The 20,160-nt window shown below is 42.1% G+C and carries 19 protein-coding genes; 4 read left to right on the top strand and 15 right to left on the bottom strand.

Annotated elements, in window-relative coordinates:
* Window positions 1-508: 508 nt before the first annotated feature.
* From HC246_RS17775 to HC246_RS17765, 3 genes are all read right to left on the bottom strand, one after another.
* Window positions 509-2,101, bottom strand: a complete 1,593-nt coding sequence (locus HC246_RS17775) for a GUN4 domain-containing protein (RefSeq protein ID WP_169364802.1) — start codon at window positions 2,099-2,101, stop codon at window positions 509-511.
* Between the two features lie 4 nt (window positions 2,102-2,105).
* Window positions 2,106-2,528: a Pepco domain-containing protein gene (locus HC246_RS17770; RefSeq protein ID WP_169364801.1), complete on the bottom strand. Its 423-nt coding sequence runs from the start codon at window positions 2,526-2,528 to the stop codon at window positions 2,106-2,108.
* Between the two features lie 242 nt (window positions 2,529-2,770).
* Window positions 2,771-3,346, bottom strand: coding sequence for a Uma2 family endonuclease (locus HC246_RS17765; protein WP_169364800.1), 576 nt, complete (start codon window positions 3,344-3,346; stop codon window positions 2,771-2,773).
* A gap of 184 nt (window positions 3,347-3,530) precedes the next feature.
* On the opposite strand from HC246_RS17765, the gene HC246_RS17760 reads away from it, so the two are divergent.
* Window positions 3,531-5,474 carry a S9 family peptidase gene (locus HC246_RS17760; RefSeq protein WP_169364799.1) on the top strand — a complete coding sequence of 648 codons (1,944 nt, stop codon included), beginning with the start codon at window positions 3,531-3,533 and terminating at the stop codon, window positions 5,472-5,474.
* 75 nt (window positions 5,475-5,549) lie between these two features.
* On the opposite strand, the gene ruvB is transcribed toward HC246_RS17760, so the two are convergent.
* The 7 genes from ruvB to hpf form a co-directional block, all read right to left on the bottom strand.
* The gene (gene ruvB, locus HC246_RS17755; RefSeq protein ID WP_169364798.1) at window positions 5,550-6,794 is read right to left on the bottom strand and encodes a Holliday junction branch migration DNA helicase RuvB; all 1,245 of its coding nucleotides are present in this window, start codon (window positions 6,792-6,794) and stop codon (window positions 5,550-5,552) included.
* A complete protein-coding gene (locus HC246_RS17750; protein ID WP_169364797.1) occupies window positions 6,775-7,590 on the bottom strand; it encodes a creatininase family protein in 816 nt (271 codons plus the stop codon). The genes ruvB and HC246_RS17750 overlap by 20 nt, the downstream gene beginning before the upstream one ends.
* Before the next feature lie 16 nt (window positions 7,591-7,606).
* The gene (locus HC246_RS17745; protein ID WP_169364796.1) at window positions 7,607-9,235 is read right to left on the bottom strand and encodes an ArnT family glycosyltransferase; all 1,629 of its coding nucleotides are present in this window, start codon (window positions 9,233-9,235) and stop codon (window positions 7,607-7,609) included.
* Between the two features lie 184 nt (window positions 9,236-9,419).
* Entirely contained in the window at window positions 9,420-10,454 is a 1,035-nt protein-coding gene (locus tag HC246_RS17740) for a hypothetical protein (RefSeq protein WP_169364795.1), read from the bottom strand.
* Between the two features lie 103 nt (window positions 10,455-10,557).
* On the bottom strand, window positions 10,558-10,995 hold the full coding sequence (locus HC246_RS17735; protein WP_169364794.1) for an ExbD/TolR family protein: 438 nt from the start codon (window positions 10,993-10,995) through the stop codon (window positions 10,558-10,560).
* Between the two features lie 205 nt (window positions 10,996-11,200).
* Entirely contained in the window at window positions 11,201-11,584 is a 384-nt protein-coding gene (gene queF, locus HC246_RS17730; protein ID WP_169364793.1) for a preQ(1) synthase, read from the bottom strand.
* A 153-nt stretch (window positions 11,585-11,737) separates the two neighbouring features.
* Window positions 11,738-12,316 carry a ribosome hibernation-promoting factor, HPF/YfiA family gene (hpf, locus tag HC246_RS17725; RefSeq protein WP_169364792.1) on the bottom strand — a complete coding sequence of 193 codons (579 nt, stop codon included), beginning with the start codon at window positions 12,314-12,316 and terminating at the stop codon, window positions 11,738-11,740.
* Window positions 12,317-12,759: 443 nt separating this feature from the next.
* On the opposite strand from hpf, the gene HC246_RS17720 reads away from it, so the two are divergent.
* Together HC246_RS17720 and HC246_RS17715 are read left to right on the top strand one after the other, a co-directional pair.
* On the top strand, window positions 12,760-14,349 hold the full coding sequence (locus HC246_RS17720) for a glucose-6-phosphate isomerase (protein WP_169364791.1): 1,590 nt from the start codon (window positions 12,760-12,762) through the stop codon (window positions 14,347-14,349).
* 214 nt (window positions 14,350-14,563) lie between these two features.
* Window positions 14,564-15,100 (top strand): cyclic nucleotide-binding domain-containing protein, encoded by a 537-nt coding sequence (locus tag HC246_RS17715; RefSeq protein ID WP_169364790.1) that lies wholly within the window; start codon window positions 14,564-14,566, stop codon window positions 15,098-15,100.
* Between the two features lie 210 nt (window positions 15,101-15,310).
* Here the strand turns inward: HC246_RS17715 and HC246_RS17710 are convergent, their stop codons facing one another.
* From HC246_RS17710 to efp, 4 genes are all read right to left on the bottom strand, one after another.
* Complete coding sequence (locus HC246_RS17710; protein ID WP_169364407.1) at window positions 15,311-16,603, bottom strand: NF041680 family putative transposase; 1,293 nt, start codon at window positions 16,601-16,603, stop codon at window positions 15,311-15,313.
* Window positions 16,604-16,935: 332 nt separating this feature from the next.
* Window positions 16,936-17,172 carry a hypothetical protein gene (locus HC246_RS17705; RefSeq protein WP_169364789.1) on the bottom strand — a complete coding sequence of 79 codons (237 nt, stop codon included), beginning with the start codon at window positions 17,170-17,172 and terminating at the stop codon, window positions 16,936-16,938.
* A 178-nt stretch (window positions 17,173-17,350) separates the two neighbouring features.
* On the bottom strand, window positions 17,351-17,836 hold the full coding sequence (gene accB / locus HC246_RS17700) for an acetyl-CoA carboxylase biotin carboxyl carrier protein (RefSeq protein WP_169364788.1): 486 nt from the start codon (window positions 17,834-17,836) through the stop codon (window positions 17,351-17,353).
* The gene (gene efp, locus HC246_RS17695; RefSeq protein WP_169364787.1) at window positions 17,837-18,397 is read right to left on the bottom strand and encodes an elongation factor P; all 561 of its coding nucleotides are present in this window, start codon (window positions 18,395-18,397) and stop codon (window positions 17,837-17,839) included. It abuts the gene before it with no gap.
* A 252-nt stretch (window positions 18,398-18,649) separates the two neighbouring features.
* Here efp and trxA point away from each other — a divergent pair, with 252 nt between their 5' ends.
* The gene (gene trxA / locus HC246_RS17690) at window positions 18,650-18,967 is read left to right on the top strand and encodes a thioredoxin (protein ID WP_169364786.1); all 318 of its coding nucleotides are present in this window, start codon (window positions 18,650-18,652) and stop codon (window positions 18,965-18,967) included.
* Between the two features lie 47 nt (window positions 18,968-19,014).
* Here the strand turns inward: trxA and HC246_RS17685 are convergent, their stop codons facing one another.
* Window positions 19,015-20,112 (bottom strand): CobW family GTP-binding protein, encoded by a 1,098-nt coding sequence (locus HC246_RS17685; protein WP_169364785.1) that lies wholly within the window; start codon window positions 20,110-20,112, stop codon window positions 19,015-19,017.
* Between the last annotated feature and the right edge of the window lie 48 nt (window positions 20,113-20,160).

The raw sequence follows: 20,160 nt of genomic DNA, 5'->3' as shown, positions 1-20,160 counted from the left end.
CTGTTACATATCGCCTATCCCTGCGGTTTGAGGATTGTTGGTAAGACACAAGGAACGGAAAATATTTGTTTGTAGGTCGTAGGGGCAGAGCATTCCCGCAACCATTTATGAATTCTTAGATCCGCCTAAATCGGGAATGCTCTGCCCTTAACCTTCGCCATTTACCAAAAATCTCGAACTGCCCAAAATATCTAACATTTACTGACCATATCTCAACCTCAGGGATAAATTGTTGTTTATAGCGAAGAGGGTAGAGCATTTGCGAATGAAGATTGTGGTGGAGTGTTGCGAGATAGTGGCGCAAATGCTCTACCCCTACACTTAATTATTAATTATCGGAAAAATTTGTAATGGCAAATTGTTACGATCCCAAGGTGGCTTGCCAGAAATTTTCGGAAAATGACGGTGGCAATGGAGAAGAGTTTGGTGACAGGTAACGGATCTCTAGGATATTGATTATGTCGTAGCTAAAGGGCAGTTTATAAATCTTAATAGAAGTGTAAAAGACTTATGGGTTACACTTCACAAGTCTCGATGTGAGAGAAGAGAACACGCATGCACCCCACTCCCACCCCCAAACAACAAACTCACCACTATATACATTTTTCCTCACAAGCGTCGGGAGGCTTGATGGGAGAGCGTTTTGGGCATTCTTAGTGTCATTCATAAATTCAGTATACGTCCTCCAGTCATCTTTTTGTGGATGATACCAACCAACTTTTGCTGCAAATTTTTTCCATACCTCATAGTCATATTTCCCAATCTCGCCTCCGCACTCCAGCCAGAGTTTTTTCTGAATGCTAAAACCAAATTTGCTACTGCTGTAATGCACCCACAATTGGTCAATCGTCCGCAAATCTTCGCAAGGAAAAGCATTAATTGAAGCCTCATCAAGATAACCTTGACTTTCTCGATTCGCCACCTTCAGCATATGTTTCGCCGTCAGTTCATCCGCTTTGCGCCATTCCTTTGCCTTCAGCAATTTCTCTAACTCGCGATAGTCAATCCCCTTCGCACTCACCAATTCCACAGAATTTTTCTTGACCTCTGGCACTGGTGACACTGGCGGAGTTTTTCTGCCAATAACTTCTCTCTGAAATTCTTTAGGAACCGCAGGGGGTGAAACTTGCGGTGATGAAGGAGTTTTACTACCACTAGAACTAACTGCGTCCCTTGGCTGAGGACTTGAAGCAGATTGCTTATTCGCCAAACGCTGAAAAGCTTTAATAGCCTTAATATCCGTCCCACCTGCCGCAACATTTACCCGCAACCATAACTGAAAAGCTAAATCATAATCTCCCTCATTTTCAGCCTCAAGTGCATTTTCTCTAAGCAAAGCAATATCCGAGAGATTCGCAAACTTCGGCAATAGGATGTAATGCAACTTCGTTTCAGGCTCAATCTTGACATAGGGAGACTGCACATAATTCTTATACCTTTTTGTCAACAGCGGCACACGCGCCTTCAAATAATTAGCAAACCTCTCCACCGTCGCACAATTCCCCTCACCCTGAATCCTCAATGCCTCCAACAACACATTCGTAAAAGCCCCTTGCCCAATCTCATCAATCTCATAGGAAACCTGCGACGGACTGCAAGAAAAGAACGTAATTACACCCTGTTGCTTCTCCTCACCGATGCCCATACCCGCATTCTTCGCGCCATCACTGCGACAAGCATCAATCAACATCACCACATTATCCGCCCCACTCCGCCGCAAGCGTTCCGTCACATCGCTAATCGCAATCCCCAAAGCAGGCATTGTTCGCGGATTACCATCACTAGGCAACAGATAATCCCGACCCTCACAGGGCATCCCATGACCACTAAAGTAAAACCACAGCGTATCCCCTGCGGATAGAAATGAGTTTTCAAAGCGATCGCCTAAAAAAGACTTAAGCGTGCCATAGGTCGGCTGAGTCTTGCGCCCCTGAACATTGCGCGGCGAATCATCAGTAAAAAAGTACAGGTCATCAGGACTAACGCCCAAATCCTGCATGAAAAAATCACGCATCCTCTCAGCATCGCTTTTGGCATACTTCAGAGGCGAAATCTCATCGTAGTCATTAATTCCAACAATTACCGCATAATTTCTCGCCATAGATTTAATCCGTCTCCGAAGCCTTAGAAACCTTGGGTAACTCAGCACGCTTAAATTTTAACTCGATCGCCCCTTTACCACCCAACTTGCCACCCGTCCCCAGTAACTTAAATTCACCCTCGCCACTAATTTCCACCGATAGGGTAATCTCATCTAATTGCAGCCCCGCCTGTGGCTCTACCTGCTTCTCAACAGTTGCAAACACCTTACTGACTACCCGCACAAACTGAGACATTTGTGCTGCTAAAGTCTCTGCTTTGACGCGACTTTCTTTTAGTTCCTCACCTGATACCGTAGCTTTAGAGGAGCTACCGTAAGGATTAAAATCGCGAGTTGGACTTTTTTGTCCTGTTTGTTTTTCTTGGACATTTGGTGAGCTAGCGGTGACAATCCACAGTTCCTCATCACCCCAATTTTGTTCTTGCATATTTTTGCCTCTAGACTGCATATTTCTAGTAATTATCCATTATTTTCTCATGTTTAATTAAGGGGCTTACTAAAGATTAAAGTCATTATGGCTTCGACTTCGCTCAGCCAACATTGTTACTGATGTTAAGCACCTCATTAGCTGAGCGAAGTCGAAGCTAAATTAGGACAGCTACAGTTTTAACTGTTAAGTGCCTCGTTAGCTGAGCGAAGTCGAAGCTAAATCACTTAAGACAGGGACAGTTACCAAATTTCCGCAAGGCTCAACACAAACTCAGGTAAAACATCTTCTCCAGAGAGAGAACTCGGATTTTGCAAAACGTCCTTAGGCTTCCCAATACGATAGATTTCCACTTCGCGATCTTTGCGATTAATCAGCCAACCTAGCCTTGCGCCATTGTCTTGATATTCCTGCATCTTCGCTTGCGTGACCTTCAAGTTATCACTAGGCGACATCAGTTCAATCACAAAGTCTGGACAAATTGGCGCAAATCGTGATCGCTGTTCGGTCGTTAAAGCTTCCCATCGCTCTTTCAAGATCCATGAGGCATCAGGAGAGCGATCGCTACCATTAGGAAGTTTAAAACCTGTGGACGAGCCAAAAGTAACGCCTAACTTAGTTTGGCGATTCCAAATTCCTAAATCGGTGGTGATGCTAGCACTACGCATCCCTGTTTCGCCACCCTCTGGAGCCATGACGGTAATATCTCCTTGAGCATTGCGCTCGAACCTAAGGTCACTATTTTTGCGACAAAGTTGAAAGAACTGTTCATCGGTAAGATCGATTACAGACTCTAGGCTGATCGTTAAAGCATTCATAGTTCTCAGTAAGGGTTTGAGCCTACATTCCGATTTTATCACAAGCGCTGAGTCATGTTTTTGAAAGCCCACCGCAGATGGGCTTTCAAAAACAATTTTGGCGTTAACACCAAAATCAGTTACATAATGAGAATTGCGGATCGCGATATAATCATTTATAGATAGAAAAACTTTAGTAAAACTCATGGTAATGTCTCCCTACGGTTCTTGGAAATCGCCGATTAGTTCTGATTTGATTGTTTCGAGCAGTATTCGCCTCGGTGCGATCGCCATTGATGGTGGTTATGTCTATTGGAATGAGGGCAGACCAACGGAAGGGGGGCGCAATGTGATTATGCGCTACGACAGCGAAGGTAAATATCGCGAGATGACTCCTACCACCTTAAATGTGCGATCACTAGTTCACGAATATGGCGGCGGCGAATATTTGGTAGATGATGGCAGAATCTATTTCTCGAACTTTAGCGATCGCTGTGTCTATCGCAAAGTTGGCGGTAGCTCTTGCAAACCTTTAACCACTGAGAGTGCTTATCGTTATGCAGATTTTGTGTGGAATCGGCTCTATGGCAAATTGATTTGTGTGCGCGAAGACCACACCGCAGGTGGTGAACCGATTAATACCTTAGTAGCGGTAAATACCAGCAATGGGGAAGATATTCAAGTCTTAGTTACGGGTGCAGATTTCTATGCTTCGCCTTGCTTGAATCCTATGGGTGACAAGCTGGCATGGATTAGTTGGAATCATCCAAATATGCCTTGGGATGGAACGGAACTATGGGTTGCCGATTTAGTGGAAACGGAAGTAGGGGTTATCGCCATTCAGAATGCACAATTAGTGGCTGGCAGTGAACAGGAATCGATCTTTCAGCCTCGCTGGTCGCCCGATGGCAATCTCTATTTTGTTAGCGATCGCACGGGTTGGTGGAATCTCTATCGCGCCGCAGATGATCTGACAATTCAAGCCCTTGCACCAATGGAAGCCGAATTTGGCTTACCACAGTGGGTCTTCGGGATGTCCACCTATGACTTTACAGGCGACGGGAAAATCCTCTGCTCTTACACACAGCATGGCAAGTCCCATTTAGCAATTCTCGATCCTGCGAATCTTGAAGCAGGTTTACAAGAAATTGCATTACCCTTTACTTCCATTTCAGGCATCCAGTGCGAAGGCGATCGCGCTGTCTTTCATGGTGGCTCAGCAACGGAACCAACAGCGATCGTGTTGCTAGATATTACCAAGGGAACTTGGCAAAAAGTGCGAGTTGCTTCCGACTTGCAACTTGACTCCGACTATATTTCGGCGGCTCAGCCTGTGGAATTCCCTACCGAGAACGGAAAGACGGCTCATGGTTTATTCTATCCACCCAAAAATAAAGACTTCCAAGCAGAACCTAATGAGAAACCACCACTACTAGTCAAAAGTCATGGAGGCCCGACCGCATCCACTTCAGGCAGTTTGAGCCTCGGTATTCAATATTGGACAAGTCGCGGCTTTGCGGTACTAGATGTCAACTATGGGGGCAGCACAGGCTATGGTCGCGAATATCGCGATCGCCTCAAGGGTAATTGGGGCGTTGTCGATGTGGATGACTGCGCCAATGGGGCGAAATTCCTTGCGGATAAAGGTTTAGTCGATGGCGATCGCTTAGCAATTTCGGGCGGTAGTGCGGGCGGCTATACCACCCTTTGCGCCTTGACTTTTCGCGATGATTTCAAAGCAGGGGCAAGTCATTACGGCATTTGTGATTTGGAAGCTCTAGCCACTGACACCCATAAATTTGAATCGCGCTATCTCGATAGTCTGATCGGCAAATATCCCGAACAAAAGGATTTATATATTCAGCGATCGCCCATTCATTTCACCGATAAGCTATCCTGCGCGATCGCCTTTTTCCAAGGCTTAGAAGATAAAGTTGTCCCGCCCAATCAAGCGGAAATGATGGTGGAGGCTTTACGCAAAAAGGGTTTGCCCGTTGCCTACGTTCCCTTTGAAGGTGAGCAGCACGGCTTCCGTAAAGCCGAAAATATCAAACGCGCCCTTGATGGTGAGTTCTATTTCTATTCCCAGATCTTTGGATTTATCCCTGCCGATGAGATTGAGGCGATCGCAATTGAAAATGCTAAATAGTATCTAGAGTGATGAGCCACCCGCTATGCGGGTGGCTCATCACTCTAAATGCTACAGCGCCAAGCGCTGTAAGACTTATAACAAACCTGCGATCGCAGTTTGCACAGGATAGCCCAAATGCTTCCATGCTGCTGCTGTGGCTACTCGACCTCGTGGGGTGCGATTGATATAGCCAATTTGCAATAGATATGGCTCATACACTTCTTCAATCGTATGAGCATCCTCACCCGTCGCCGCCGCCAAGGTATCCAAACCTGCGGGACCACCATTAAAGTTTTCGATTAATACCGTTAGCAACTTGCGATCAATCCAATCTAATCCTTTGGGATCGACATTAAACAATTCCAGCGCCGATTCCGCGATCGCACCTGTAATTTGTTCACCCTTTGCCTTGACTTCGGCATAGTCCCGCACTCGTTTTAAGAGACGATTGGCAATCCGAGGCGTACCCCTCGATCTTGCGGCGATCGCCACAGCCCCATCATCATCAATTGGTGTTGACAAAATCTTGGCACTGCGCGACACAATTTGCGTTAGTTCATCCTGCTCATAGAAACGGAAATGTTGCACAAACCCAAAGCGATCGCGCAATGGGGAAGACAAAGCACCGATTCTAGTAGTCGCACCAATCAGTGTAAATTTGTTGAGCTGCACACTGCGAATCCTTGCCCCTTGCCCCTTGCCAATCGTAATATCAAGGCGATAATCTTCCATCGCAGGATAGAGAATCTCTTCCGTCACATTGGGCAAACGATGGATTTCATCAATAAAGAGAATATCGCCTTGTTGTAGAGAAACCAACAAGCCAGCGACATCACGGGGACGCTCAAGGGCAGGAGCAGAAGTAATTTTGCATTGTACGCCCATTTCCTGAGCAATGATCAGAGCCAGAGAAGTTTTCCCTAATCCGGGGGGACCATAGAGTAACAAATGATCGAGGGCTGATGAGCGTGACTTTGCTGCTGCGATCGCAATATGAAGCAATTCCTTTAAATCTTTTTGTCCAATATAATCTTGCAGATTTTTAGGACGGATATTGATATCCGCACCAACTTGAGCCGCCGCCGCCGAATCATCTTTCGCTAGTTGATCTGCTATTTTCTCCTCTGGAGTTGCCTCTGCTTGCAGTAAATCCAACGCCTGTTCTATTTCGGGCGATGGTGTAGCTTTTTTACTACGACGGGTTGATTTTTGGGTAGCAGCCTTTCCAAGAGATTTTTCAGGGATTGGCGCAGAATTTTGAGCAGTTTGATCGTCCACCTGATTGCCATTACGATCGCCATCAGGATTTGGACTCGGTTTAGAGGAGATGATTGCCATAAGCCTTAGGTTGCTCAAATTTATAGATATCTTCGATCAATTCTGTCCAACCATCAACTAAAGAAGCCAAAATCTTTTCTCCCTTTTCTCTAGTTGCCACCCTAGCATCACCCAAAACCCCACTCTTAGTCAAATCTCGCGTCACCCATGCAAAGGGATTTGCCCCCTCCATACTCAGCATACTTTGCTCAGGTAATCCGTAGGGATATTCTGTTACGGCTTTGTCCATGTCTACCTGTTCAGGCAAAAGCGCTAACATCAAGCTAGTTTCCGCATCCCCACCATGAATTCCAAATTCCAATTCCTTTGCGGTTAATAAATCCTTCGCCACATTAGGAACGCGCCAAGTAAAGAGAGGAAAAATCATCAAATCTGAATATTTATCATGCAGATCGCGAGCGACTATTTCCAAAATCTGCGGCTGCCCTCCATGAGAATTCATCAAAGCTAATTTCCGAAAGCCTGCCCGATAGACACTTTCAGCAATATCTGTTAGTACCGCCAGCATGGTCTGCGTACTCATCGTAATCGTTCCCGCAAAGGTACTATGCTCATTGGATTTGCCATAGTACAGAGGTGGCAAAGCATAGGCAGGAATGGCGGGATCTAACTTGTCTAAAGCCCTTGCCAATACCCCAATACTAATTGCGGCATCAACAATCAATGGTAAATGTGCGCCATGCTGCTCGATCGCTCCCATCGGCTGAATAATTACTACATTCTCTTTATTGGTCATAGATGCGATCGCAGGTGAAGTAAGGTAAGCAAAATAGCGATGATTTGGAAAGTGATTCATAACAAACTACTAATTTTTAAGTCCGATTCTTTAATCGATATAAACCAAGATTATCAATTGAAGTCTCAAATTGGTAATTCTCCGAAAGGGCTTGATCAAGTTTATTTAAAAATATTTTGTTTATGCCAACATAATGACTATCGCCAAAAGACATCCATTTAATAATATATAAAGGTCGCTTTTGCAAAATTAGATCAAGTTCTTCATGAGGCTCAACACCTGTAATATTAGGCAAGTCAGATTGAATAAACAAAAAAGGTGGGAAGGCATAACGAGTAGGTGTTTTAGTATTTGTCAAGAAATAAACTATCGGGACTTCATTAACAACATAAATATAATCATTAGAATTAACTTTGTTCTTTAGATATTTAGAAATTAATGCTGCCGTATCTCCCCATTCCTCAAAACCTTGGATATTCCTAAAATATATATATTTAACACTAGATTCTAAAGCCCTAAATGTTCCTGGATTACCAATTAGCAAAGCTAAGAGGAATCCCAAGATCATATATTGCTTGATGGTAATCTGACCAATCTCTCTACTACCAAAGATCAGGTTAATCAAAATATAAGCAACCACAAAGCAAAGAATTGGTAAAACCTGAATAAAGTAATGACCATAAAAAGAGCCTCTAAGTGTTATATAAATGCCCATCAAAATGGTAAACATCCAAAACATCAAACTAGATAATAGCCATTTCTCCCGTACTGATATTGTCGATATAATATGGTTGTTTTTTTTAGTGATCGAAAAGCAAATAACAGTTAAAAATGGCATAGAAAGCCAGATGATTATATCAATTCTGCTTTTTTGATAAATAGCTTTAAATGGTTCTATGAAAGAGAATTGGATATCTATTGTTCTTAGTTTGTTTGCCGTAAAATTAGCATAAAAATATTCATCAAAATGTCCAATCACCCAGAAATAAAAAGAGAAAGCTATAAAAGGTAGAGTAAATCCTAAAATAAGAACAGAAAATGTTTTAACTATTAACCAGTATTTTTTATGTGACTGTACTTTGAAGATCAGTGTAGACATTAAAATCAAAGACAGTGCAATAAAGTCAAACAGAACAACATACTTGATCTCAAAAGCAATCCCTAATAAAAATCCAACTCCAAATAATGTTGTATATTTTGTATGAGTTATCTCTTCATCATAAAAGTTATGAGAGAAAAAAATATAAATTGCGATCGCAACAAAAGTTGTAAAAAATATTTCTGTATTTGCTGCTAGCCCCCCATTACTTAAAGTTGCAATAGCATATAATACGCCTGCTAGTAATCCAATAATATTGCCATTTTTCTCTACTAGACTACCTATTTTACTTAAGAAAAAACTTGTAGTTGCAATAAACACACAAGCAAAAATTCTAATTGGTATAACAGAGTGACCTAAGGTCGTAATTGCAGCTAAAAAAATTAAATAAATCCCAGGTGGTTTGTTATCCCAGATTGCTGTGTATGGAGGATTACCATCAGCCCAAGCTTTTGCAACCAATAGGTATAAACTTTCATCCCAATCAATAACTGTTCGATAAAAACTAGACCAGCGAAGAACAACAACTAACAGAGTAAAAAATATAAATACTAACCAAGGCTTTTTATTTGATAAAAAATTTAACTTGCTTATGTTAAGTTGCATAAAATTGATGCGTTGAGTTGCATTAACATATCCTATATTTAATTAAACCTTCCTAATTTATTAAGTTAAGTATCATAATGCATTTTATATTTATCAATCCTAAACGATTTATAGAAGTGCTACCCGAAGGGGTAAATTTCTATAAACTAAAAGATCTATAAATTATTTATAACAGATATATTTTCTACTGAAAAACATACTGAACATATACAAAACGACGTTTGCCACTTGTAGGATTATCAATAGGCTTGAATTTATATTCTTTAACAGTCTCTTTGACAATTTTTAGTAAGTCTTGATCAGCACTTGCCTCAACAAACGTTTTTGCAATCTTGCCATCAGGTTCTAACAGCCAAGCATAGGTAATAGTGCCGCGTTTGCCTGCAACCTTTGTTGTTTTTGGGGGAATCCATTCAACGCCTTTTTCTCTCTTCTCATCAGAAAAGGAGATTAGTTTATCTCTAGGGGCAATTACTGTATCTTTCAGATTACCTTGCCTTCTATACTCGATAATATCAGGATCACTAAACATTAAAGTCGTAACATCTTTAAACTGTTTCTCTGGGAAACTATTTGTCACTGGCGATACTGTTTTCCCATTGCCACTTGGGGATAGCTTCCAATTTTCGCTGTTTTTAGTGTCAGGATTAGCCTCATTTTTTAAGCCATTCCCTTGTACTTCAGGCTTGATATTATTACTGGCTGTTTTTTTAGTAGTGTTATCAATTTGTCCCGATTCTGTAAATCGAGATGGAGTTGTTGTCTTAGATTTATTAGTAGGAGTTTGGGTTTTGTTATTTTCAGTAGGTGTTGTAGGGTTTTGAGAATTTAAAAATAGTGAATCATCAAAGGTCGCATTATTGTCTGCTAGCGGGAAGTTGTCTACACGGTCTAAGAGGCTTGATGAATTTGGCAATGCATTATTAGATATATCGAACTTATTATTTGCTGGTTTGACAAATAAATTATCGAAAATCGATTTATTCGTTTTGGGGAGAGTAGTTATTTGTGTTGGTGGCAACTTAACAGTTGGCACTATCACTTCAGGGGGATTTTCTGTTTTTTTAATCGGATTTGGAGTAAGTAGGACAAAGGCTGTATGCAAGCCAATAGAGCCAACTACTAATGCCCAAAAGGGATTTTTGATAACGAAATTACCTACTTTGCTAGCAACCTGACGCATGGCTTCCTTATTCAAAGCTTTATGCACAAAGGTCATAGGTTGCTTTGATGAACTTACAGTTAGTTGACTTTCAGGTTCGGTCGGTAACATTGTTTTATTAGTAAGTTTTTAATTTATTTTCATTTTACGACTTAACTAATCATGAAGATTTAGAAGTGGCGATCGCTACACGATTGCCTGCAATACCTCTAAGCTCAGCAAGACGATTAATTACTAGTTGGTAGGAGACATTAACATTATCTGCACTTAGGACAACGACCCCCTTTGAAGATGTTGCTAAGAACTGCCGAATATCCTGTTCTAACTTTTGAGAAGCGATCAATTTGCCATTAGAGAGCATTTGACCATTAGGATCAAGGGTGATTAAAAAAATATCTTCAGATTTGAGATTAGATGTGTTTTGATCAGTATTACCATTGCGATCGCTAACTGGCAAATCAACGCCAATGCGGCTAGGTACGATTAGGGCTGATGATAGCAAGATAAAAAATGCCAAGATCGAGAAAACCACATCCAACAAAGCTGTCAGATTGATTTCTGCACTAGCCGATGATTGATATTTCTTGCGAATTCTCATAATTTAACTACATCTAGATCAGTGTGACGTATCTATATCTAGGATGGTTCCCTATATCAACAAATCAATTCAATGTTAATAAATAACCGTAGGACGCTTTAGCAATAGCGTAACCCATGATGTCAAAAAATGGGGCACGCATCCACAATACATCCTACGTTTAATTGCATTTACCTAATGATTTGTGGCAATCGCTGTAGATTTATTAGTCAGTAATTGGCTTTGTGTAATTGACTTCTACTACTGTATGCACGTTACCACGAGGACTAAAGTCACCTTTGACATTAATTCTAAGAGGATCACCCGCTTTAACAAAATCATCCAAAATTTGGTTGACTGATTCCTCGTGGGAAATGAAGCGATCGCGATAGCTATTGATATAAAGCTTAATTGCTTTAAGTTCAACCAGTACTTGGTTGGGGGTATAGGTAATGTAAATGGTGGCAAAGTCGGGATAGCCTGAGAATGGGCATTTACAAGTGAATTCAGGTAATGTGATCTGAACGCTATAGTCTCTGCCAATTCTAGGGTTTGGAAAAGTTGTGAGAGTTGCTTCTGCGATCGCCTGTTCGCCGTACTTAACAGTCATGTCTGCTCTAAAGATAAAAGATAAAATTGATTAAAGTTGAGTGCCAGATGGGTTCTAGTCTTCTAGCGTAACAAATCCAGACTCAAAAAGGGCAAGATTTACTGCATAAAAAAGAAGGGGCGCAAAGCGCCCCTTCTTTTTTACAGGTTATTTTTAATGTTTCTTGTTGACATCATGGGGTTGAATTACACCATAGCCACCATGATTGCGTTCATACACAACGTTGATATCCCCTGTTTCTGCATTGCGAAAAACATAAAAATCATGATCAATCAACTCCAAATGCTCCAGTGCTTCATCCACTGACATGGCAGGCATTGTGAAGTATTTATTTCGCACGACCTGATTGGGCAGTTCAACCACACGATTACCATTGGGAAGTGGTACAGGAGGCTGCTCAATAACGGCAACGCTAGTCTTTGCCGCAGCACGATCATTCTTGCGCTCCTTAAATTTCCGCAACTTGCGTGAAATCTTGTCAGCAACTAGGTCAATACTGGCATACAAATTCTCAGTCTTTTCCTCGGCACGGATTACAGATCCATTGGCATAGACTGTTACTTCCGCCGATTGACTTGACGCAATGCGAGGATTACGAGCCACAGATAGATGTACATCTACCTCCGTGGTTAACGATTGGAAATGGCTAACCGCTTTGTCAATCTTTTGCTCGACATATTCGCGGATAGCTTCAGTGACTTCAATATTCTTGCCTTGAATTACAAGTTTCATCTCAATGACCTCGCTTTTAACCTCCAAACCAGCTAATAAAAAAGGAAACGCGCAATCTTGTTTTTGTTACCCCACTGCGCCGAATAGCTGATTTGGCTATGAGATCACCATAACACTTTGCTGGTGTTATGAAGCAAGGTTTGATGCACTTCTTAACGTAGATTTACAGCGATCGCCATCTTTAGCTCTCTAGGACGAGTGAAAGGTAATGTAAATCAATGTTTTTCGTTCTTTCAGTCGAGTAAAGCCTATTTCTCTAAGGTAGGTAAGGGTGGGTAGCGCGAAGCACCGCCACTCATCATCCCTAAGTCGCTACAACTTGCAAAAGTAAAAAGGTAGTTGCTGACGCTTCTATTTTTTGTATGAATAAGATCAAACAAGGTTGCTATTTATCGCTTACGATTGGCATTGTGCATCGTCTGTTTTAAGCATGTGAGGTTCGTATGAATTCGGCTGTGGATCTATGGCAACGGTACCAAGACTGGCTGTATTACCATTCAGAGCTAGGTATATACTTGGATATCAGTCGGGTAAGGTTTACGCCAGACTTTGTAACACAGATCCAACCTAAATTTGTTAAAGCTTTCGCGGATATGAAGGCTTTGGAATCTGGCGCGATCGCCAACCCTGACGAACAACGCATGGTTGGGCATTATTGGTTGAGATCGCCAGAAATTGCCCCCACTGAGGAATTGCGTAAAGACATTACCGAAACCCTTGATCGTATTGAGGAATTCACCCAAAAAGTTCATGCAGGGACTATTCATCCACCGACTGCATCTAAATTTACCGATATTTTATCGATTGGTATCGGGGGATCAGCATTAGGTCCCCAATTTGTCGCTCAGGCTCTCGCTAAAGCTGATGTCCCTCTCAAAATTAGCTTTATTGATAACTCTGATCCCGATGGCATTGACCTAGTGCTTGATCTATTAGGCGATCGCCTCAGTACGACTCTTGTGTTGGTTATTTCTAAATCTGGTGGTACACCTGAAGCCGCCAATGGCATGAAAGAAGCAGAATTTGCCTTTCAAAAAGCAGGCTTAGATTTTGCGAAACAAGCGATCGCGATTACGGGTGTTGGTAGTGCTTTAGAAAAATATGCGATCGGCAATGGCTGGCTTGACACCTTCCCCATGTATGACTGGATCGGTGGTAGAACTTCAGAACTATCCGCAGTGGGCTTAGTGCCTGCTGCCCTGCAAGGTATTAATATTCGTGAAATGTTACGAGGGGCAAACTTGATGGATGCCGCAACTCGTGTAGAAAACCTTCGCCAAAACCCTGCGGCGTTACTCGCGATGTCATGGTACTTTGCTAGCAATGGCAAAGGCGAAAAAGATATGGTCATTCTGCCCTACAAAGATCGGCTTTTGCTATTTAGTCGCTATTTACAACAGCTAGTCATGGAATCTCTCGGCAAAGAGAAAGATCTTGACGGCAATTTGGTTTATCAGGGGATTGCTGTCTATGGCAACAAAGGTTCCACCGACCAACATGCCTATGTGCAGCAACTCCGTGAAGGTGTTCCGAACTTCTTTGCTACTTTTATCGAAGTCCTGCAAGATTCGGCAAAACCACACCCCGAGGTAGAAGAAGGAGTAGTCACAGGAGATTATTTACTAGGTTTCCTGCAAGGTACAAGGAGCGCCCTCTACGAAAATGGTCGCGACTCGATTACGGTCACAATACCCATTGTTTCTGAACTCACAATTGGTGCATTAATTGCGCTGTATGAACGCGCTGTCAGTTTCTATGCGTCGCTCGTGAATATCAATGCCTACCACCAACCTGGAGTCGAAGCAGGTAAAAAGGCAGGAGCCAAGGTATTAGCCTTACAAAAGAAAATGATGAGCGCCTTAAAGTCATCTACTATATCTCTTTCGCTAGGCGAGATTGCTGACAAAATCGGTGCTCCAGATGAAATTGAGTCTTTGTATCACATTGCCCGTCATCTTCATGCCAACTGTAAACTCTTATTAGAAGGAGATCTTGCTCAACCCAGCACTCTAAGAATAATGTTGCTTGAGTAAAATTCACTCAAAAAAAGCAGAGGTGGACTATCATCTTTGCTTTTTAAATAGCCTGTCACCCTAGTTATAATTGATATTTAATAACCCAATATTTACATCACACCAAAATATTTACATCACAATTTCTTAAATTTTTGAATTATCATTATCGTTTTCATAAGAGAATCTGTAAAAATATGTCTTCTTATGTGTAATCCAGTTATAGAGGTTGAAAGTGAAGAAAATTTTACTTTTCTTTAGTGAACTTAATAATAGCGACCTTGACTGGTTTGTCCAGAAAGGCAAAAAAGAAGTAATTCCACCTAACCGACTCTTAATCCGAGAAGGTCATGTAAGCGAAGCACTTTATATTGTTGTGAGTGGCTCATTTAGTGTGGCAATTGAGTCACAGGATCACAAGGAACTTGCCAGAATTGCGGAAGGAGAAATTGTAGGAGAAGTTTCCTTCATTGATACTCGTCCTCCACTTGCTAGCGTGCGATCGCTAGAAGAAAGTGTTGTCCTATCAGTTTCTAGGGTGCAGCTTTTAGCTAAGCTACAGCAGGATATTAACTTTGCGTCACGTTTTTATAGAGCTATTTGCCTTTGCCTTTCAGATCGTCTCCGGGGAACTGTCAATCGTCTAGGATATGGCAATGATGCTGATAATATAGAAGCTCATTTAGGAGAGTTTGGTCAGTCCATGATTAGCAATCTAGAACTGGCTGAAGCAAAACTTAATTGGTTAGTAAAAAATGTGCGTGGAGCCTAGTCTCTGGCAAGGGGCTTAAGCCCCTTGTCTTGATATGACTAAGAACTAAAGGAGATGATTTGCTTATGAAGTGAGCAAATCATCTCCTTTAGTTATTTACTGGAATTTAGACTAAGTTGATTAAGAGAATCAGAAAAAGAGCAGGAAAAAGTGACCCAGAAAACGGAGAACTGAGTAAAAGCAAGAGAGAGAAAAAGAGAATATTGAAAGTTAGGAATTAAGGTAGTCTTGATTGACCTTTTTCGAGCGAGAAGCTCGTTTTTTGACGACAGGAAAGCGAGAAAAAGGAGAACGCTTGCGTCCAGATTTCCAACCGAGAGACTTACCACGAGGTTGGGGAGAACAAGCAGGAGAGCCAATCCTGACCAAAAGTGCGGCAAAGCCCTGAGCGACTCGACCAAAATTAAGATTGGTTTGAGGTTTCTGCCAAGGCAAAGGAGTATCAATAACCAGTTGACGAGCCAACCACAATTGCCAAGAGAGTAAAGGCATAAGGTCACTCCAACGCAAAGCTTGCTGAGGAGTCAACAAATGGGGAAGAGTCCAATGTAATCTTTGTTTGGCAAAACGATACCAATGGTCGATGGCAAAACGACGTAAGTACAAGCGCCAAAGGGAGTCTAAAGTCGGCATCTGTTCACCCACCCAAGCTAACCACAAACCAGAGCAATGAGAATGTGTAACTCGAATAACTTGAATATGTCGTTGGGCTGCTTGCCGAAAGTGTAAGTTAGACCATTGCTGGATTTGCACCTGTCCAACCGTCTCATCTTCTAAGCTAAAAGTTGCCGATGGCTCTCCCCAACTATCAGCATTGGCAAGTTGGAATTTATCCCCATGCTTACGAGGACGACCATAACCACTGTAGGGCGCAGGGGCTTTGTATAAGCATCGGTTAGGACGTAGACGTATTAGTAAATCGGCAGGGATATCCTCAGTCAAATTCATAAAGACGGCACTGCCATATTCACTGTCGTAAGTAGCGATTGGTCTTACCGTTAAATCTCGACATACTTGACTCAGTTGGAATGCGGCTCTTTGCCCTGCTGTCTCAAAACTACTGATCCGCTCGTGACATAACGGGATTGCCCAACTCCCTGTCATCTCTGGTATCCATGCCAAGGTGCTGTAGTCATGCCCTAACACGATCGGTTTGTTCCCTTCTACCAAATTCGGTTGATGCACAAAACTCCTGTCTTTTAGCGTTTTGGCATGGGGTCTTCCCCATCCTGTATGGTCTCCTGCTAGCAAAGGGCGGATGTCTTTGGGTATTTGTTCCACACATAACCGTCTTATCCTGCCTCGGTTGGGGCGACTGTCTTTTAATGATTCATACAGACTTGACCATTTTCTTCGATACACTGCGGATAACGATAATTCTACAAATGATTTCACTCTCGGACTGGTCAATACTGCATCCATCAAGTCAAATATTGCATCCCGTCCGTTCCCTAAAAATCTATATACCTGTTGACGAAAGTCTTGTAGTTTATCAATAATCATGGCTGTAGATGTCTCTTTACTTTTCATCTACTTTAGGCAGTTTGTATCTCTTTTACTCTGCCTTTTTTACCTTTTTTAGTCTAAACTCCAGTTCTTTATGGAGATGCAGGATAATTTATAGAGCTTTGCTCTCAAACTCGACCTAAAGAAGCTTTTAAAGGAGATGCTTAAGCATCTCCTTTAAAAGCTTCTTTAGGTTTCTTTGGGGCGAAAACTGCTATAAAACAGGATTTGAGAGACCATCTCTTAAAGTACAGAATCAAAAGCCTTGCCAAGCAAGGCTTTTGATTCTGAGTTTATAAAATTTGCAGTTTAAACTGAACTGACGTTGTTTAGTTGATGTGAAATATAAAAGCACCAAGAATAGATTCAATTACTGTAGCAACTACTAAACCAGTCCAGAATCTACCTGAGGCTCTGCTAAAACCTAGCGCACTATCCTCGCGGCTACCAGTGAAAAATAGTGACCAAGCTTGGGTTTCACTCAATTTGGCAAATTGATTAAAATCTTCACGAAAAACGATTGGAATGAATAGATTTTGTCCGCTAAAGTCAAATTTGGTTTCCATTTTTGTCCCCTTAATGTGTGAAGCTAATTGATATTTGATGTGATTAGCTTAACAATTATTTACAATTGAGCGCAATCTTTCTGCGGTGGTGTTTGTAGCGATCGCAAAACAATCCTAAAGTAATACTCATAAAAAAAGGAGCGCTTAGCGCTCCTTTTTTTATGTTGTAGATCGAAATTTAATTAGGTTCAACTCGCATGAGTACTTGACCATATTCGACTGGCTGGGCATTATCCACTAAAATCTCAACGATTTTGCCGCCAGCATCAGACTCAATCTCATTCATTAGCTTCATTGCCTCAATGATGCAGACAGTGCCACCCTTCTTGATTGAATCGCCAACCTCTACAAATGGAGGTTCATCGGGTGCAGGTGAGCGATAGAATGTGCCAACCATTGGTGATGTGATTTCGATAAGCTTTTTGGCAGGAATCGAATCAGCGATCGTTGTATGGGCTACAGGACTACTCGGTACATTATCAACTACAGCTACCGATGGCAAGGGAGAAACAACAGGAGCAGCTTGCACCACAGTTGGCGCAACCTTAGTGTCGCTTTTGCGGATGCTCAGACGTAAATCACCTGATTCTAGAGTGAGTTCGGTAATGTCCGTCTTGTTTAGAATCGTGACTAGTTCACGTAATTGCTCTAAGCTAAATTCCACCTAATTTTCACGCCCCAAATACGTGTCTTCACGAGTATCAATTTTGATGCGATCGCCAATATTCACAAATAGCGGAACGTTGATCGATGCGCCTGTTTCCACTTTAGCGGACTTGCTACCACCCGTAGCAGTATCACCTTTTAAGCCGGGATCGGTTTCGATAACTTCTAGTACGACAGTGTTAGGTAATTCCACATCGATTACCCGATCGCCCCAACGTACAACGTTGACTTCCATGCCTTCTTTGATGTATTTGACACGGCTACCGATTTGAGCAGTGGTCAAGGTTGCTTCTTCATAGCTTTGCATGTCCATAAAGACATAATCTTCACCGTCTTTATAGGTATGCTGCATGGAGCTTTTTTCAAGAACAGCTTGAGGAACCATTTCCCCAGCCCTGAAGGTTCTTTCTAGGTTTTTACCTGTCATGGCGCTTTTTAGCGTGGTGCGTACAAAAGCTGAACCTTTGCCAGGCTTTACGTGTAAAAATTCAACTACACGCCAGACTTCGCCATCGAGTTCAATTGTTACGCCGGGTCGAAAATCGTTACTAGAGATCATTGCGGATTGAGTAATAGCCAGAGCTTATTCTAGCCTAGAGGTGTAACCTTTGCGACAAAAAAATTTAAACCTATAGCAACGCAAGAGAGAGCTAGCACAAATCAAAACCCAAAAGATGAGTAGCGGCGCAATGCGCCGCTACTCATCTTTTGGGTTTTATGTCCATAGGCAAATTCAATAACTGCTGAGAAGCGTCTTCCTACTTTTTTGGGAATTGCTATAGAATTGAATTTTTAAAGGAGCGATCGCCCCATGTCAGTAACAAAGCAATTTGGTAGTTTTAACGAGTTATTAGAAAGTTCAGAATTGCCCGTTCTTGTAGATTTTTATGCCCCTTGGTGTGGTCCTTGTCAGCTAATGACAGGGATCTTGGACAAAGTTAGCGACAAAATGAAAGATAAGGTGCAGATTGTGAAGATCAATACTGACAATTATCCTGAAATTGCTTCGCAATATAAGGTTTATGCTTTGCCAACCTTAGTTTTGTTTAAGGACGGAGCACCTGTTGATCGGGTTGAGGGGGTCATCCAAGCTGATCAATTATGCGATCGCTTAGCAGTTCATGCTTAAACCTAGAGAGGCGGCGCAATGCGCCGCCTCTCTAGCGATTAGACGAATTAGACGAGACAATCGGTAAGTTCAGCAAATAACTCTTCTCGGTGTAAATTGCGTCCGATAATCACTAGCTGATTATTTAAAGATTTGCCGCGATCATCATTTTTGAGTTCATAACGTTTGCCACTCAGTTGGAATACATAGCGATTATCAATATTTGCAAAGTGCAAAATGCCTTTAGCTCGGAAGACATCTATTGGCAATTTTTTGTCTAAAAAGCTTTGAAATTTATCAAGATCAAAGGCGCGATCGCTTTGAAATGATATAGATACAAATCCGTCGTTTTCTAGGTGATCGGAATGATGATGATGCTCATGGTGGTGATGCTTATGGTTACATTCGGGATCGTGGCATTGTTCATGGGAGTGTGGGTTGCCATGATCGTGATGTTCATGTTCGTGGTGAGCATGATCTTCATCTTTTTGACTAGACGCGATGGCTGATTGGTCGATCTTCACATCAAGGATTAAGGGCAATGGCACGATCCCCAAATGCGATCGCAAAATTCTCGCTTTGGTTTTGGTCTTATTAATGAAAGCCTCTAGCTCTTGGAGTTTTTCTTCGGTTACAAGATCGGTCTTGTTGAGAATAATAATGTCGCCATACATGATTTGAGCATAGGCAGCATCACTATTGAAATGATCTGAGGTAAATGCTTCGGAATCAACGACAGTCAAAATCGAGTCGAGGCGCGTTAAATGCTGTAGCTCTGTACCTAAAAAAGTAAGCGCAATGGGTAGGGGATCAGCGACACCTGTGGTCTCGACGATCATGTAATCAATGCGATCGCTTCGTTCGAGAACGTTGTAAACAGCGTCAACCAAGCCATCATTGATCGTGCAGCAGATGCAACCGTTGCTCAGTTCCATCATATTTTCATCAACGGCAACTAATAGCTGACTATCGATATTAATATCACCAAACTCATTGACCAAAACCGCAACCTTGAGATCCTGCTGGTTTTGTAAAATATGATTGAGCAGAGTAGTTTTACCACTGCCTAAAAAGCCTGTGATGATGGTCACGGGCATCCCGCGTTTGGGTACATCTACATCAATAATGTCAAGATCTTCTGTAACATTGTGATCGGAAGTGAGCATGGACTTTATGCAAGAATAACTTTAGTCTTCATCTTAACAGTCACCACA

It is taken from the genome of Pseudanabaena yagii GIHE-NHR1 (genome assembly GCF_012863495.1).
Classification (GTDB): Bacteria; Cyanobacteriota; Cyanobacteriia; order Pseudanabaenales; family Pseudanabaenaceae; genus Pseudanabaena; species Pseudanabaena yagii.
Note: the sequence above shows the minus strand (reverse complement) of the source record. Positions and strands in the feature narration are given on the sequence as shown.